This window comes from Streptococcus infantis (assembly GCF_047464415.1).
Classification (GTDB): Bacteria; Bacillota; Bacilli; order Lactobacillales; family Streptococcaceae; genus Streptococcus; species Streptococcus infantis_AE.
The window spans coordinates 1-14233 of the sequence record NZ_JASHBX010000002.1 but is presented as its reverse complement, the minus strand read 5'-3'; the positions used below and the strand labels follow the sequence as shown (position 1 = coordinate 14233).

The window sequence follows — 14233 nt, the reverse complement described above, 5'->3', positions numbered from 1 at the left end:
GTTGTTTTCTCCTTTAAGCTAAAATAGTAATTTTTTTGTTGCTAGCAAGTTCATTTTTTAAATAATTTGCGATGCTTTCGACAGCTTCTAATTTCCATTTCCCACCATCTGCTTCAAAGAGCGCAAGGTTCGCCAATTTGTTGATGCGGAAGACGAATTGACTAGCAGGCTGCTCTACTTCATTGAAAGTACGATATGGTCGCAAGGTTACTGGATTTGGAGTTTTAGCTTGTGCTAGACTTGCTACACCATCGCGAACCGTAGCCATTTGGCTGATGCCATTGTCCTGTACTTCTGCACCTTTTTCGATTTTTAAATGGCTAGCAAAATCTAAAACCAAATTACGGTCTGCATCATCGATGAACATAGACTGCAGCATAATATTAAATTCTTCTTGGTCGCGCCAATTACTGAACGGAATAACTGGTACAGATGCTCTCACAGATACAAGCTGAGGACGTTTACCATTTTCAAAATCAACTTGATCATATACAGATACTTTTTGACAACTGTCCACGACAACTACAAGCTTACGATCACTGATGAGATCGTTATCTGATTTGAGGTAATCAACAAGACTTTTGAGCGTCTGGAGCTCAAGGATAGGTGCGTACTTACGAGGGTTAAGTTCCTGTAAGTCATATTCATCGCTGTCAAAATATTCCTTCCCAGTTTCTGAACGAATGATTTTGTTTTCTTTACCCGCTAATTCGACTGCGTAAGTTAATGCTTCTTTGAGATTTTCTGTCATGATTAGTTACCTGCTTTCTTTTTGTTGTAATCAATGATATTTGTGCTTTGTTGCTCTACTTCTTCGACGAGTTCGCCAGTGTCGGTTCTCATGTCTCCGTTGTCATCAAAGTAAGTCTGACCTGGGATGCCACTTTTGAGCTCATTCGCATGAATTTTACCAGTGTCATCACGACCAACAATGACAGTTGTTGCCACACCTTTCTGCGGTGCCAAAGTGGATTTGACTTCCATACCTGTCTTAACAACAGTACGCTCATCGTCCGTTGACATCGTTAGTGTGATCGTAACCTTACGAGTTGCTTTAGCTTCTGTATTGAGGTCCAGAATATTCTCAAGAACTTTCTCAAGTTCTTTGTCAACCTTTTCTTGTAAGGCTGTATTTGCGATTTTCGACAAATCGATTTTAATAGTTTTATCTTTCATAGATACTCCTTGTTATATTTTGCTATGATTTCTAATTCCCAAAACTTACACATTGAAGGGCAGTTCAGGATCTGCTCGCACTTGATTTTGAATAACTTCCATAGTAGCCTGCCAGTGTGCCACGATCATATCCCAGTAATCAGGAGGGAAGTTTTCGATTGGCGTTCCTAGCGGGAAATGACCACGGATATATGCAACTTTTTGAAGCTCTTCTTCTGTCACGTTGCCTTGCGCCATGAGGTCCGTCAAACTCTTAGGCAGACTTACATGATATTGCGCAGGTGGTGTCTGTGACTCGCTAGAGGCTTCATTTTGAGGTTTTTCAGCGACCTGTGACATATCGAGAGGCAATTCCTCTTGGACTTGCTCAGGGGCTTGCTGTGTGGTTTGCTGAGGTGCTGGAGTGACCGCTTGAGGTTGTGGCGGAATAGGTTGTACTTGCTGGCTGGCAAAGATATGAGCAATACTGACATAATTGAACGGCAATTCATCTGGCAAGCCGTGTCGGTTCTTCGCATCCCACGCTGGTCGATGATTGGTATACATCACACGTTCACCGCCTTGAGCTTTCTTCTTGCCATTATCAGTCGTCATGACCAAGGTCTTGTAGTTGGCAAACAGGACCATATCTGCCCACTCTTTCACTAGTGGCGCCGTCTTAGAGCCTGTCTTTTGACCAAGTTTTAACTCGTAGCGATCATAAGAACCCATCTCGTCTGGCTGTTCAAATTTTTTAATCTGAGCGTGCGCAGTCAACACCACGTTGATACCCATATCAACCAAATCAGACAAGCTATTCAAGAAACGTCCCATTTCTTCCTGGACATAAGTGTACCCCTTGCCCCAACCAAAATCTTCAATCCCTTGTTTACCGTGTTGTGAACAGATGTAATTAACTGCCAAAGCTTCTGCCCAGTCGATTGTGTCAATAACGAGTGTTCCGCATTCTGTCGGATTTGCTTTGATAAAAGCAATCTCATTGATCAGCATAGTCCAGCTGGTCGGTTTGTCTAACCGCGCCACATCCATGTTATCGGTCGACCCTTCTGTATCGATGAAGACAGCATTTGGAAATTCAGCAGCAAACGTGGACTTGCCGATTCCTTCAGGACCATAGATAACTACCTTTTGAGCTCGTGCCCGTTTTCCTCTAGTAATCTGCATTTTTTAGTCCTCCTCGTTGTTGCTTAGTAAACCTTTTAGAAGTCCTTCGATATATTTACGTTTCGCGTCTTCAATATCTTCGGTTAACTCTTCCGGTTCGTTGCCGTCTAGCGTTTTTAATGTGTACTCTGCTTCGACGATTAAAATTTCACAATCGAGCGCGTTTGCTAATTTTTCAAAGTCTTCTTTTTGGTCTTCGATTGCCTTGAGTTCATTTTTTGCAGCGCGTTTAAGATCATTTGTATATTCAACAGAATAAGCAAACGTTCCTTTGTTGCTTTTATATTTGTTTAAAAAAGTTCCTGATTTTTTATTTCTTAATACTGCGAATTTGTCTGTGTGTTTCATGATATTTCCTTCTTTCTGTTTTTAGAATCCGCCTTGCCACCCTTGCGGTGTTTGAATTGTTTCGGGTGTGACGCTGTAACCGTCTTCGATAATAACCGAGCACTCTCCGCCAGTTGAAACTCTTGTAGCGATAGCTTGCAAGCCTTCTTGCTCAAGCCATGCACCAAACTCTTGCAAAGTCAGTTGATCCATTTGTTCCAGCTTGTCAATCAGCACGAATCCACATTCTGGCTTCAATTTTCGCACGATTGCAGTCGCCACTTGTAATTGCTGACTACCAGACATGTTATCCCAACGTTGGCCAAGATAGAGCAATTCGCCATCGTCCACGGACAAACCAGGTAGTGGCAAATCTGCGTTAGTGAGCAAGTCTGTCTTTTGTTTGCGAATGTCTGCAATCACATTGTCCAGTTCCTTGTACTGTTCACGATAGCCTTTCGCGTCTTCTTCCGCCTTGTCTTTGTCAAAATTCGCTCGAACTTTGAGGTTGATTTGCTCGATATTCGCGATACTGTCTTCAATCTCTTGCGTTGATTCATCTATCAACTCTTGCGTGTCTTTACGTGCAATATCAAGGTCTTGCGCTAGCCCTTGCTCTTTCTCTCGAGCTTCTTCTAGCATTTTGCTAAGTCGTTCGACGTCTGCAAGCGCCCCTTGATATTCGTTTTCGATTCTTGTTAAATTTTGACGTTTACGAGCATTCTCGCCATTCCGCCCTAAAATTTCTTGTTGTTGTTGAATGAGTTCAGCGATAGAGACTAGCTCTTTCGGTGCATCTGGGTAGTATGGTTGCTCTTTCGCAAACTTTTCTTTCTGGTCCGCGATCACACCAATCGCATGGCGCTCGTCGTACTTGGCCTTTTCCTGCAGTTCTAGCTCAGCCAACTGCGGACCGACTCCGATGATTTGTAATAGAGTTTTAGCTTTCTCTTTGCTAGTCTGCTCCATGAATTTTGGCAAATTGATAGCCAGCTCTTCCACGAAGCTATCAAGCAAGTTTTGTCCAGCCTTGTTACCACTTGGATCAATGACCTTGAGAGTGCTGTTCTTCCCGCTACGCTCTACAATCAGGCCGTTTGATAGCGTGATTTTTAAACTTGGTGGGATTGTGCTGCCTTCACGTTGCGCTTGGCTCGGTTTATACTTGTTGCCACCCAGCGCCCAAGCTATCGCGTCTAATACGCTTGTTTTCCCTTGATTGTTATTTCCGCCAACAATCGTCAAACCAGTCGCCGACGGCTCTAGTTTGACCGCCTTCACGCGCTTGACATTTTCGATTTCTAGTTTATTGATCGTTACCATTTGTTACTCCTGTTGTTTTATTTTTCTACTTAATTTTGTGATACCTGCTCCTAACTTAGTCAATTCCGGATCTGAGCTAAAGTAATTATTCTGATTCATTCGAGCAAGTTCTTCATTCGATAAAAGAATAAGGTTAGAGATATCATAATTGGTCTTATCTCTGTCTAGGAAGCAAACAGAATACCCTTTTGGTATTGGTCCGTGATGTTCCTCCCAAACCTTACGGTGCTTCAACACCCATTTGTTAGGTTCCCCGATTTTTTCTTTCGGGTATCCGTCTGTTGTGTAGTTGATTGTGCCGACTGGTACATAATTAGGAGGCTTGTTCCCTTTTTTGAACTGCCCGCTATTGGGGGACATATTGGGTAGTTTTTTCCCTTTATTGTAAGGAACTCGACCTTTCTCGAATCTTCCTGTCAAGCCACTATTCAGATTATTATTTCTTCGATAACTCTTAATCTGTTTCTCAGTTAGTGATAATCCAAATTTTTGATTCATTTCATTCGCGACATCGCGAGAAGTCTTATTTTTTTGGATTGATACAAGATAATCATGTTGTTCTTTTGTCAACAATTTACCTTGATAGATTTTCCCAACCGGTAATCCAAGACGTTTGCGTATCCCACCGATTTGACTCTTGTTGTAATTCGTACCAAATTTCTCATTCAGTAATTTGGTTACTTCAGGAGTTAATCGACCAGGGCAAATCTCATGCATATATTCGGTATATTCATCCTTCCAGCAAAGCGATCGGGGCATTGGCTTCACCTACCTTATCTTTGAACTTCTCAGCATCCAAGGCCAATTGACCTGCTTGTAAGATTTGTCCTGATATGGCAACCATTTGTTTCGAGCGCTGCAATTCCACTTTTAATTCATCTGCTGTAAGATCCCTGTCATCCAGAGTTTCTAGTTGGGCAAAGAGCGTATTTGTTAAATCTGTCAATTTATTTCTAACCATTTTAAGCTCCTTCTTCTACACCTTTCGCAAGTCCCACAGGCGGCTCTACATCATAAGTAAATTGCTTGTCTGAGTTTCTCAGATTCATGCGTGCGACATTACTTGCCATCAGCTGACGTTCTTTCTGCTTCATTTCAGCGTGATCATCTAGTTTATTTACTAGTGACCACAGGAGGATTCCTACGATTGTTACCAGGTAAATATACTCCATCATCTCGCTTTCTCCTTTTCTTCATAAATCGCCACAATATTTTTAAGATCTGCTATACGCTGATTTGCTTGTTGGTATTTTTCTTGAAGGTCAATCAATGCTCTGTTTAAATCCAAAGCTACGATTCTCCAATCAGTATTTATTTCTTTTTCCAACCAGTTTTTTATTTTTGTTAAAAAGTTCATCCGGCCGACCTCATTTTCTTGCTTTTCACCATTTCTTTTTTCCAAGCTTGAGTCCCACGATATTGCAGATATTCGTCAAAACCTTTGATTGTGACAAGCTGGCCATCATTTCTAAGATGCTTCTGTTGGCTAGGTAGTTTCTTCATCTCTCGTCTCATGTCTCCTGCTTGTCGTTTTGAGCATCCGAAGATGTGTTCTAATTCTTCATCATTAGCCGAAACCTTTTCGATGATCACATCTTTAATTCTTACAATTTCAACTGCTTCCATTTTTGCTCCTTTCGTGATATAATTTAGATGAATATTTTGTTGAGCGCCTGACTTTTGTTAGGTGCTTTTTGTATTAGCGAATTTTAAAATCTTCAATAACCCGAGCAATGAACTGATTTGCTTGTGGACTTTTCAGCTTACCATTCAGGATATTAGTTACATCTTGACGAGCCATACTATACTGTACTGCTAGCGTTGCCATCGTCAGATTATGCTCTTTCAGATAATCTCTGATTTTTTGACGTCCACCATCCATATTTGGCATATTTCTCTCCTTTCTTTTCTTTTTCTCTCCTCGCTTTCTGCTATAATAAAACTAGAAAGGAGGATCATATGCATAGAATAAAAGTTACTTTTTCAGATGGTACCGAAGCTATTTTCCATGAAGAACAAACTTTTCAAACTTGGAAAACTTCAAACAACTCAGTTTCATTAAGTGAGCTTAGCGGACTTTGGTATCATCATCACGATGGTTTGGTTCCAAGTTTTTTAGAAATAGTAGCAAACGCTCCGTTTTTCTTCGATATTGAAAAACCATCAACCATCTACGCTTCTGCTTCAATTGTGAAAATCGAAGCGATATAATTTTTACACACGGCTATTCAAGGCGCGCTTCGTGATTTCGTCTTGGATAGCTTTTGTTATTGCTAAGCCATGCTCTGAAAAACTAGTGTTTTTCGAAACTAGCAAAATTGCTTGCGAATATGTCTCAGATTGTTGAATAGCTTCATCAGCGACCTTCTCAACAAAACTTTGAATATCGTTTTTTAGATTCTCTAAAGATATTAGAGGAGCTTCATTTTTCAACATCCATGTCCCTCCTTTCTTCAAAAAGTAAGAAAATGAGTTAGTAAATTATTTGTAAAATGCTTGACAAATTTAATGTATAGTATTAAAATGAAAGCATAATTAAAAACCTTGATAAAACATTATATCTATCAATTTCCTTGCTCGCCAAAGCTATTTATTTTTAGATAAGTTTTAACTTCGTTTTTTGCTAACTCATTAACTTACAAAAACTATTTTAATACTTCACATTAACTTTGTCAAGTGTTTTAATGAGAAATATTAAATATTTTTTGTCATGTTCTTAGAAAGGTTGATAAATCAATGTTTCAGACATTTGACAGAATAAAAGAACTTGCCAAAAAGCAAGGTCTTTCAATAAATTTATTGGAAGAAAAACTTGGTTATAGTAGAAATACTATTTACAATCTAAAAAATTCAAAACCATCCACGGAACGAATTTCAGAAATCGCTGACTATTTCCATGTGTCAACTGACTACCTGCTCGGACGGACGGATAATCCTATTATTGCAAAGGATACCGTCACTACTCCAGACGGCCGTGTGGTCGACCTGTCAAATCTTCGCGAACGTGTTGTCCTGTTCGATGGCAAGCCATTATCAGACGACGATGTAGATAAAATCGCTCAAATCATTAAACTCTCTTTGGGGGTATCGGATATTGAAAACAAATGAACTACTGGATGAATACCAGGTCACGCTCTATCTCTTCCCAGAGACCATGTGGGAGCGTAGAGGCTTCTATTTCCCTGATGAGCGCATCATTTACGTTAACGGTAATCTTACCCAGGAAGAGCGCGAAGAGGTCATTCTGCACGAATTAGGGCATATAAACCACAATCCAGCACATTACAAGCGACTGCTATATAAATACGAAAACGAAGCAGACCGTTTCATGGTACGACATTTGATCTCGGAAGAACTAACCCAATACGAAGCATCCGAATTTAACTGGCTTCAATTTGCTGAAAGACACAAAATTTCAACAACCTGGGGGGAAGATATGATTCAGGAAGAATTTAAAAAAATAGTAGGAGTGTAAAATGGAGATATTAAAGAATATTTTGTCGTTAATCGTTTTAGTCTCAGTAGCTGGGATTTGGTATTTTATTAAAAAGCAGCCAAATCCAAAATATCGAAACATTTCAGCTTTAGTAGCTCTAGTCGCTTTTATTATTTTTGGCGTTTTATTCCGTGCGGAGGAATCTAAACAGGTTACCACGACCTCTGTCGCTAGTTCTTCCGCTCTTTCTTCGAGTTCATCATCAATAGAACAAAGTTCTTCTTCGGAGCCTAACGAGACCTCGTCCGGTGTTACATCTTCATCATCAAAACATTTTAATGATAAAGATATACAAAATTATGCTGTGCAATTCCAAGAAAAATTGAACGAATTAGTCCAAGAGACAGGCCAAGCGTATACTGTTACAGGGCGGGGCCGCATAATTTATCTGACTGTACCTCAAAAATTCAAATATAATTCGAAAGATTCTTTGCGAGAGTTTGCCGATAAAGTGCTTGAAATAAAAAACGAAACCTTTCCAATGTGGCTTGTCGAAAATGGATATGCACCACAAGAAGCGAGTATCCATTTACATATAAAAGCTGAGGATGGGACAACGCTTGCAAAAGAAAAATTTTCAGGCACTATGAAAATAACAGAGTAAAATATCTGTAAAACCAAAAAAATCCCCACACTCAAATTTTGGTCAAGGAGAGTGCGAGGTGTTCAGTATAGTAAAAGGCATTCAAAAGCCCTCTTTACTGTACTCATTTTATCAAAAAGTGAGGTAAAAATCAATGTGGATAGAAGAATTGCCAAACGGCAAGTATAAATATTTTGAAAGATACAAAGATCCATATACTGAGAAATTAAAAAAGGTATCAGTTACGATGGAGAAGAAAACTCCCCAGGCAAGAAATCAAGCAGCTATCTTGTTACAAGAGAAGATAAATCAAAAATTAGGAGAAAAACAACATTTTGTTTCTGATATAACTTTTGAAAAATTATATGAGGAATTCGAGGAGAATTGGAAACACGGTGTTAAAAATTCAACCGTCTACGCTTCAAAAAATGTAAAAAAAGAGATTTTAAAGCAGATCGAGGGCGACTATTTAGTTAGAAATATCGATAGACGATTATTACAAAAAGTGATAGATCAGCTATTACAAGATGGAAGGTCTCATAACTATGTTTCTAAAATAAAGTTCAAGCTTAATCAGATAATGAAATTCGCGGTCAGAATGAATTACATCGATACAAATGAAATGCTATTTGTTGAAATGCCTAGAAAGGTAATTACAACTGACGATCTCAGAAAGAAAAATACAAAATACTTAGATCAGAAAGAATTTAAGTTATTCATCCAAAACTTAAAAGAAGAAGCTCTTTGTGATTATCGAATCACAAAGTATATCCGAATAGCTAAAGTTCTTTTTCTTACCGGCATGCGGTATGGAGAGCTTGCTGCCTTAAATTACAAGGAGGATATAGATTTTTCTAAAAAGACTATTCACATCAAGCATACATACGATTTTAGACAAAAAGAGAGAACTACACCAAAGACAGTCAAATCTGATAGGGTTATAACAGCGCCTCAAAAAGTGTTAGACATTATCAAAGAGCAGATAATAGAGAATGCGACAAATGGATTTGATACAGATTTTATTTTCATCAACACTCTAGGAGAGCCGATAACAAACGTCCGGGTGATTGCAGCCTTGAAAAGACACGGACAGAAAATCGGCATAGATAAGAACATCACTACACATATGTTCAGACACTCCCATATATCCCTACTTGCTGAATTAGGTATCCCCTTGACTGCTATCATGGATAGAGTAGGACATAGCGACTCAAAGACCACACTAGAGATTTATTCCCATGTCACTCAAAAAATGGTATCAGACATATCTAGCAAGTTAGACAAGATAAAATTTTAAATTCTGCCCCTCGACTGCCCCTTTTCCTTACACAAGACAAACAAAAGCCCCTTAAAGTGTTGATATTAAAGGGCTTTTTGAATGTACGAAAAAAGAGCACACAATTCACTTCGCTTAGGGCTGCTGGATTCCTCCCCTGACCCGCTTCACGCAGAACTGTTGCTCCATTAGTTATTATACCACATTCCCAAAGATTTTAAAAGAGAAATTATTTTTTCCGTCGATTTCTAAAAAATTCCTGCATAATGCTAGCACAGTCACTCTCTAAAATCCCCGTCTCAACATCCACACGATGATTAAGACGCTCGTCTGTCAAAATATCATACAGACTTCCAGCTGCACCAAATTTCTGATTTTTAGCCCCATAGACTACCTTTGGGATACGGGCAAGCCCAATCGCCCCGCTGCACATCACACAAGGCTCAATGGTCACAAAAAGTGTGCAGTCCAACAAACGCCAGCTCTCTTCCCTCAGATTCGCATTCTCGATGGCCATAATTTCCGCATGCATGACCGCACGTTGCAACTCCTCACGTGCATTGTGACCCCGACCAATGATTTCTCCATCCTTTACAATTACGCAACCTATTGGGATTTCATCATTCTCTAAAGCAATCTCCGCCTCCTTTAAGGCCTCTCTCATAAATGCTTCTTTCTCTTCAACTGTATAATCCATAGCTTCTCTCTTTCCACGCCTATCAATTCTATCATTATAGCATGTTTTCCTAGACAAAAAAAGAGCTCTATAATATTTGCAGTAACTAACTTCAGATATTATTCAATCTCTGGTTTGTAGAAATAATGTTATAAAAAGAGTATAATAGTAGCAAAATTGAGAGAAACATTAGAAATCATGAACTGAAAGTAATGGAGACAACTGATACTGAATGTCCAAATCTGTTGAAACATTTTTAACTATAAGTCTCCAAGAGATGATTATCCTGAGATTTAAATTACAAACAAGATGAAAGGGTAACTAATGCAATTAGAGTTTTTACAGGATGAACCAAAACTTATCTTGATATCCCCTTACAAAGATACATTTAATAGAGTAGGAGGGCCATCCATAATATTTTTATCTGTTATGTTTCTCTGGATTCTAAAGTACCTGATGGCTTATAATACTGATTTTTCAGATAAGATTGTTATGGCGATAGTGCTAATTTATGCTCCCCTCCTTATATGGTTTATGAGCTATTCTCTCTTCATAAATGGAGTAAAATTAGAAGTTTATAAAAACAATATTGTTCAGTATTATACCTATAGCAATAGAGGCCACAGCGTATTACATTATCAATTTAAACTTCAAGATATTGAACAACTAACCATTAAAAGGCGTCCCTTTAACTGTGTAAAGTTAACCATAAAAATTAAAAATCCTATTTGTGTGGCATTACATGAGAAAAAAATAAATAAGCTAAAAAGTGTCAGTATCATCACAGATAAACTAAAGGCAGATGCTTTTATGCATGAAATGAAGCTATTTCAAAGTGATAAATCAGGCAATCAATTTATCAAGTAAGCTGATTCAGAAAAAATTCAAGTTTGTCTAACTTACAAATTCTCAAGAAAATAGTTCACTGATGAGGCTGGGATCAGAAATCCCAACCTCATTTTTGCTTAAGTTATGAGCCTTTGATGTGTTAGCAAACTGAACGATTTGTTGGTATTTTCCAATTCAAAAAGCTCCTTTTACCGAAACTTCTTTTCTGCATTCACAACCTTAACTAATTTACCAAAATGTTGAAAACTCGTAGATCTGGGGCTACCAAATCAAGACTTAATCTAGAGACTTAATGCCCAATGTTTTTTCTTCATATGCTACTTTCAAGAAGACACTCAGATAGGACTTAAAAACTGAAAAAAAAGCCACCGAATGCGGTGACTTTATAGGGAGATTATTATGAAAAAGAAAAGTTTAGGATATTTGTTACAACAAGTTAGGAGGTCTTCTTGTAACTGTCTATAGTATAGCTAAACTATCTTAAACAAATCTTAAAAAATCTCTTATGACCAAACACTTTCTAAAATATTTGTTTGTTCACGACCAGGACCTACTGAAAAAGTAGAGATACGAACACCAACCAATTCGCTAACACGGCGAACATAGTTACGTGCATTTTCAGGAAGATCTTCCAAAGTACGTACTCCAGTGATATCTTCTGACCAACCTGGTAATTCTTCATAAATAGGTTTACAACGTTTCAATTGTTCAAGACTAGCTGGATAGTAGTCAATGCGTTGACCGTCAAGATCATAAGCAACACAGATTTTAACTGTATCCAAACCACTCAAAACATCGATAGAGTTCAAAGATAAATTTGTAATGCCAGAAACACGGCGACTATGACGCATCACAACTGAGTCAAACCAACCTACACGACGTGGACGACCTGTTGTAGTACCATACTCATGACCTACTTCACGAATGCGTTCTCCCACTTCATCAAACAATTCAGTTGGGAATGGACCATCACCAACACGACTTGTATAAGCTTTACATACACCTACAACCTTGTCAATCTTGCTTGGACCAACACCAGAACCAATTGTCACACCACCAGCAACAGGGTTTGAAGAAGTAACAAACGGATAAGTTCCTTGGTCAATATCTAACATGACCCCTTGTGCACCTTCAAAAAGAACGCGTTTGCCATTATCAAGTGCATCATTCAAGATAACAGAAGTATCTGTTACATATTGCTTGATTTGTTGGCCATACTCATAATATTCTTCAAAAATATCATCAAATGAAATAGGTTCGCTATCATACAATTTTACAAATTGACGATTTTTCTCAGCAAGATTGCGTTCTAAACGTTCACGGAAAATCTCTTTATCCAAAAGATCCGCAATACGGATTCCAACACGAGCAGCCTTATCCATATAAGCTGGTCCGATACCCTTGATAGTAGTACCAATCTTATTTTCACCCTTAGCTTCTTCTTGCAGACGGTCTAACTCGATGTGGTACGGCAAAATAACATGCGCACGATCAGAAATACGTAGATTATCTGTTGTAACACCTTCATCATGAAGATAGCTCAACTCTTTCACAAGTGACTTAGGATTTACAACCATCCCATTCCCAATGACAGAAATTTTTTCAGGGAAGAAAATTCCAGAAGGAATCAAGTGCAACTTAAATTTCTTTCCATCGATCACAATTGTGTGACCAGCATTATCGCCACCTTGGTAACGTGCAATCACTTCTGCATTAGCTGAAAGGAAGTCTGTAATCTTCCCTTTACCTTCATCACCCCACTGGGTACCTACAACAACAACTGAAGTCATAATCTTGTCTGAGCCCTTAGGCTCTTCCTTTCTCACATACATGGCAGGAATCTCACCTGCAATTATATCTTACAATTTATTATAATAAAGATTCTCAATTTTTTCAAGACCAAAGACCAGAAACATTAGGGAATTAAAGAAAATTAGAAAATTAATATTAAAAAAATATTGTAAATTTATATTATGAAAAGAAAAAACTATAAAATCGTTCGGAAATATGAAAATTATAAATTATCCCCCAACCCAGTCATTTGAAATCAATAACTGTTCAATGTACAAACGGTAGCAAGCTCTATAGTGGTAAGAAAATAAAGGATGCATAATATCAAGCTTGTACCGAACTAAATAATATAGTAAAAATCGAAGATGAAAAACTTCCCATTCTAAATCATTATCTACTAAATAACTATATTCCTTTTCAATAACATCATAAAAATCAAGATATTGTTCATAAATCTGTTCAATCATTTTATTTGACTCCATTTCTATTGATAAAATGAGTATAACAAAAAAATAGAAGAAGCTGGGAGAATACTTCTATCATGTCCTATTGTGAATAGTAAAATTAATAACAGTTACAGAAAATTGACAGAACAGATATATAAAAATACATTTCAAAATAAAAAAGAGCTATACGAAAAATCATTGTAGAAAATATGGGAGCTAACTTAATTGAAAAAGAATCATAAGAACAAAAAAACAACCCCTCACAATCCATTAAAGATTTACTTCTGATACTCAATTAAAATCACAGAGCACTTTTTATTAATAACCTGCTTAAGAAATATCATGTTCAAAGTATAAACTTGAAAACTTATCATCCGATTGATGGACTTACCGTATTCTAATAAGTCAACGAAAAAGTTTTTAATAAAAACTAAGACATATATGTTTAAACATTGAAATTTCTACACTATTTGATTTTAAATGAGTGTGAAATCTATTAAATATACTACAAAATTACTTAAAATAAAAGAATCAAATATAACAAACTTATAAAAGATATTAAATATTAATAAAGAGCTAAATAAAAAAAGGATCAAGATGACCTCTGAAAGATAAATAAAAAAACGTTCCTTAGAACGTTTACATACTCCGCCAGTAGGACTCGAACCTACGACATCATGATTAACAGTCATGCGCTACTACCAACTGAGCTATGGCGGATTAAAGCTAAGCGACTTCCTTATCTCACAGGGGGCAACCCCCAACTACTTCCGGCGTTCTAGGGCTTAACTTCTGTGTTCGGCATGGGTACAGGTGTATCTCCTAGGCTATCGTCACTTAACTTTGAGTAATACCTACTCAAAATTGAATATCTATCAAATTCCAAGAAAAACCTTCACACTTCGTATTCTCAGTTACTTTGGATAAGTCCTCGAGCTATTAGTATTAGTCCGCTACATGTGTCGCCACACTTCCACTTCTAACCTATCTACCTGATCATCTCTCAGGGCTCTTACTGATATAAAATCATGGGAAATCTCATCTTGAGGTGGGTTTCACACTTAGATGCTTTCAGCGTTTATCCCTTCCCTACATAGCTACCCAGCGATGCCTTTGGCAAGACAAC

The 14233-nt window shown here is 37.8% G+C and carries 21 protein-coding genes, 1 tRNA gene, 2 rRNA genes and 1 other RNA gene; 6 read left to right on the top strand and 19 right to left on the bottom strand.

All coding sequences use genetic code 11. The annotated features are described in order from the left end of the window. Positions 1–13: 13 nt before the first annotated feature. From QM460_RS01500 to QM460_RS01450, 11 genes are all read right to left on the bottom strand, one after another. Complete coding sequence (locus QM460_RS01500) at positions 14–751, bottom strand: hypothetical protein (RefSeq protein ID WP_414288967.1); 738 nt, start codon at positions 749–751, stop codon at positions 14–16. A gap of 2 nt (positions 752–753) precedes the next feature. Further along, positions 754–1176, bottom strand: a complete 423-nt coding sequence (locus tag QM460_RS01495) for a hypothetical protein (protein ID WP_033606201.1) — start codon at positions 1174–1176, stop codon at positions 754–756. A 45-nt stretch (positions 1177–1221) separates the two neighbouring features. Continuing rightward, positions 1222–2340 carry an ATP-binding protein gene (locus QM460_RS01490; RefSeq protein ID WP_414288965.1) on the bottom strand — a complete coding sequence of 373 codons (1119 nt, stop codon included), beginning with the start codon at positions 2338–2340 and terminating at the stop codon, positions 1222–1224. A gap of 3 nt (positions 2341–2343) precedes the next feature. Next, positions 2344–2688 (bottom strand): hypothetical protein, encoded by a 345-nt coding sequence (locus QM460_RS01485; protein ID WP_414288963.1) that lies wholly within the window; start codon positions 2686–2688, stop codon positions 2344–2346. Between the two features lie 21 nt (positions 2689–2709). Continuing rightward, positions 2710–3990, bottom strand: a complete 1281-nt coding sequence (locus QM460_RS01480) for an AAA family ATPase (protein WP_414288962.1) — start codon at positions 3988–3990, stop codon at positions 2710–2712. A gap of 3 nt (positions 3991–3993) precedes the next feature. Further along, positions 3994–4707 (bottom strand): HNH endonuclease signature motif containing protein, encoded by a 714-nt coding sequence (locus QM460_RS01475; RefSeq protein ID WP_414288961.1) that lies wholly within the window; start codon positions 4705–4707, stop codon positions 3994–3996. Positions 4708–4720: 13 nt separating this feature from the next. Further along, positions 4721–4951 (bottom strand): hypothetical protein, encoded by a 231-nt coding sequence (locus tag QM460_RS01470; protein WP_414288960.1) that lies wholly within the window; start codon positions 4949–4951, stop codon positions 4721–4723. A gap of 1 nt (position 4952) precedes the next feature. Next, positions 4953–5165 (bottom strand): hypothetical protein, encoded by a 213-nt coding sequence (locus QM460_RS01465; RefSeq protein WP_414288959.1) that lies wholly within the window; start codon positions 5163–5165, stop codon positions 4953–4955. After that, positions 5162–5347: a hypothetical protein gene (locus QM460_RS01460; protein ID WP_414288958.1), complete on the bottom strand. Its 186-nt coding sequence runs from the start codon at positions 5345–5347 to the stop codon at positions 5162–5164. The genes QM460_RS01465 and QM460_RS01460 overlap by 4 nt, the downstream gene beginning before the upstream one ends. Next, positions 5344–5616 (bottom strand): hypothetical protein, encoded by a 273-nt coding sequence (locus QM460_RS01455; RefSeq protein ID WP_125409056.1) that lies wholly within the window; start codon positions 5614–5616, stop codon positions 5344–5346. Before QM460_RS01455 ends, QM460_RS01460 begins: the two co-directional genes overlap by 4 nt. A gap of 73 nt (positions 5617–5689) precedes the next feature. After that, positions 5690–5881, bottom strand: coding sequence for a hypothetical protein (locus tag QM460_RS01450; protein ID WP_414288957.1), 192 nt, complete (start codon positions 5879–5881; stop codon positions 5690–5692). 68 nt (positions 5882–5949) lie between these two features. On the opposite strand from QM460_RS01450, the gene QM460_RS01445 reads away from it, so the two are divergent. Beyond that, on the top strand, positions 5950–6201 hold the full coding sequence (locus tag QM460_RS01445; protein WP_414288956.1) for a hypothetical protein: 252 nt from the start codon (positions 5950–5952) through the stop codon (positions 6199–6201). A gap of 3 nt (positions 6202–6204) precedes the next feature. On the opposite strand, the gene QM460_RS01440 is transcribed toward QM460_RS01445, so the two are convergent. Further along, positions 6205–6426, bottom strand: coding sequence for a hypothetical protein (locus QM460_RS01440; RefSeq protein WP_414288955.1), 222 nt, complete (start codon positions 6424–6426; stop codon positions 6205–6207). 300 nt (positions 6427–6726) lie between these two features. On the opposite strand from QM460_RS01440, the gene QM460_RS01435 reads away from it, so the two are divergent. The 4 genes from QM460_RS01435 to QM460_RS01420 all read left to right on the top strand — a co-directional run bounded on the left by QM460_RS01435 (position 6727) and on the right by QM460_RS01420 (position 9366). Continuing rightward, the gene (locus QM460_RS01435; protein WP_414288954.1) at positions 6727–7098 is read left to right on the top strand and encodes a helix-turn-helix domain-containing protein; all 372 of its coding nucleotides are present in this window, start codon (positions 6727–6729) and stop codon (positions 7096–7098) included. After that, on the top strand, positions 7082–7465 hold the full coding sequence (locus QM460_RS01430) for an ImmA/IrrE family metallo-endopeptidase (protein ID WP_414289126.1): 384 nt from the start codon (positions 7082–7084) through the stop codon (positions 7463–7465). Before QM460_RS01435 ends, QM460_RS01430 begins: the two co-directional genes overlap by 17 nt. Position 7466: 1 nt before the next feature. Next, positions 7467–8090 carry a hypothetical protein gene (locus tag QM460_RS01425; RefSeq protein WP_414288952.1) on the top strand — a complete coding sequence of 208 codons (624 nt, stop codon included), beginning with the start codon at positions 7467–7469 and terminating at the stop codon, positions 8088–8090. Positions 8091–8223: 133 nt separating this feature from the next. Further along, the gene (locus QM460_RS01420; protein WP_414288951.1) at positions 8224–9366 is read left to right on the top strand and encodes a tyrosine-type recombinase/integrase; all 1143 of its coding nucleotides are present in this window, start codon (positions 8224–8226) and stop codon (positions 9364–9366) included. Positions 9367–9444: 78 nt separating this feature from the next. On the opposite strand, the gene ffs is transcribed toward QM460_RS01420, so the two are convergent. Both ffs and tadA read right to left on the bottom strand, forming a co-directional pair. Continuing rightward, an RNA gene (gene ffs, locus QM460_RS01415) (signal recognition particle sRNA small type) lies at positions 9445–9542 on the bottom strand. Positions 9543–9574: 32 nt separating this feature from the next. Further along, positions 9575–10042: a tRNA adenosine(34) deaminase TadA gene (gene tadA, locus QM460_RS01410; protein ID WP_000386760.1), complete on the bottom strand. Its 468-nt coding sequence runs from the start codon at positions 10040–10042 to the stop codon at positions 9575–9577. A gap of 435 nt (positions 10043–10477) precedes the next feature. Between tadA and QM460_RS01405 the strand changes: the two genes are divergently transcribed. After that, positions 10478–10888 carry a hypothetical protein gene (locus QM460_RS01405; protein WP_414288949.1) on the top strand — a complete coding sequence of 137 codons (411 nt, stop codon included), beginning with the start codon at positions 10478–10480 and terminating at the stop codon, positions 10886–10888. Positions 10889–11373: 485 nt separating this feature from the next. Here the strand turns inward: QM460_RS01405 and QM460_RS01400 are convergent, their stop codons facing one another. The 5 genes from QM460_RS01400 to QM460_RS01380 form a co-directional block, all read right to left on the bottom strand. Further along, positions 11374–12660, bottom strand: a complete 1287-nt coding sequence (locus QM460_RS01400) for an adenylosuccinate synthase (protein WP_025171244.1) — start codon at positions 12658–12660, stop codon at positions 11374–11376. Between the two features lie 231 nt (positions 12661–12891). Further along, positions 12892–13128, bottom strand: coding sequence for a sigma(X)-activator ComW (gene comW, locus QM460_RS01395; protein ID WP_049503840.1), 237 nt, complete (start codon positions 13126–13128; stop codon positions 12892–12894). 625 nt (positions 13129–13753) lie between these two features. After that, positions 13754–13827, bottom strand: a tRNA-Asn gene (locus QM460_RS01390). Positions 13828–13832: 5 nt separating this feature from the next. Further along, positions 13833–13948: ribosomal RNA gene (gene rrf, locus QM460_RS01385) — 5S ribosomal RNA — on the bottom strand. A 78-nt stretch (positions 13949–14026) separates the two neighbouring features. Next, positions 14027–14233, bottom strand: a 23S ribosomal RNA gene (locus QM460_RS01380); the annotation flags it as partial.

Coding starts and splice junctions, on each gene's coding strand:
- QM460_RS01500 (WP_414288967.1), bottom strand. CDS start 751: ATGACAGAAAATCTCAAAGAAGCATTAACTTACGCAGTCGAATTAGCG.
- QM460_RS01495 (WP_033606201.1), bottom strand. CDS start 1,176: ATGAAAGATAAAACTATTAAAATCGATTTGTCGAAAATCGCAAATACA.
- QM460_RS01490 (WP_414288965.1), bottom strand. CDS start 2,340: ATGCAGATTACTAGAGGAAAACGGGCACGAGCTCAAAAGGTAGTTATC.
- QM460_RS01485 (WP_414288963.1), bottom strand. CDS start 2,688: ATGAAACACACAGACAAATTCGCAGTATTAAGAAATAAAAAATCAGGA.
- QM460_RS01480 (WP_414288962.1), bottom strand. CDS start 3,990: ATGGTAACGATCAATAAACTAGAAATCGAAAATGTCAAGCGCGTGAAG.
- QM460_RS01475 (WP_414288961.1), bottom strand. CDS start 4,707: ATGCATGAGATTTGCCCTGGTCGATTAACTCCTGAAGTAACCAAATTA.
- QM460_RS01470 (WP_414288960.1), bottom strand. CDS start 4,951: ATGGTTAGAAATAAATTGACAGATTTAACAAATACGCTCTTTGCCCAA.
- QM460_RS01465 (WP_414288959.1), bottom strand. CDS start 5,165: ATGATGGAGTATATTTACCTGGTAACAATCGTAGGAATCCTCCTGTGG.
- QM460_RS01460 (WP_414288958.1), bottom strand. CDS start 5,347: ATGAACTTTTTAACAAAAATAAAAAACTGGTTGGAAAAAGAAATAAAT.
- QM460_RS01455 (WP_125409056.1), bottom strand. CDS start 5,616: ATGGAAGCAGTTGAAATTGTAAGAATTAAAGATGTGATCATCGAAAAG.
- QM460_RS01450 (WP_414288957.1), bottom strand. CDS start 5,881: ATGCCAAATATGGATGGTGGACGTCAAAAAATCAGAGATTATCTGAAA.
- QM460_RS01445 (WP_414288956.1), top strand. CDS start 5,950: ATGCATAGAATAAAAGTTACTTTTTCAGATGGTACCGAAGCTATTTTC.
- QM460_RS01440 (WP_414288955.1), bottom strand. CDS start 6,426: ATGTTGAAAAATGAAGCTCCTCTAATATCTTTAGAGAATCTAAAAAAC.
- QM460_RS01435 (WP_414288954.1), top strand. CDS start 6,727: ATGTTTCAGACATTTGACAGAATAAAAGAACTTGCCAAAAAGCAAGGT.
- QM460_RS01425 (WP_414288952.1), top strand. CDS start 7,467: ATGGAGATATTAAAGAATATTTTGTCGTTAATCGTTTTAGTCTCAGTA.
- QM460_RS01420 (WP_414288951.1), top strand. CDS start 8,224: ATGTGGATAGAAGAATTGCCAAACGGCAAGTATAAATATTTTGAAAGA.
- tadA (WP_000386760.1), bottom strand. CDS start 10,042: ATGGATTATACAGTTGAAGAGAAAGAAGCATTTATGAGAGAGGCCTTA.
- QM460_RS01405 (WP_414288949.1), top strand. CDS start 10,478: ATGGCTTATAATACTGATTTTTCAGATAAGATTGTTATGGCGATAGTG.
- QM460_RS01400 (WP_025171244.1), bottom strand. CDS start 12,660: ATGACTTCAGTTGTTGTTGTAGGTACCCAGTGGGGTGATGAAGGTAAA.
- comW (WP_049503840.1), bottom strand. CDS start 13,128: ATGATTGAACAGATTTATGAACAATATCTTGATTTTTATGATGTTATT.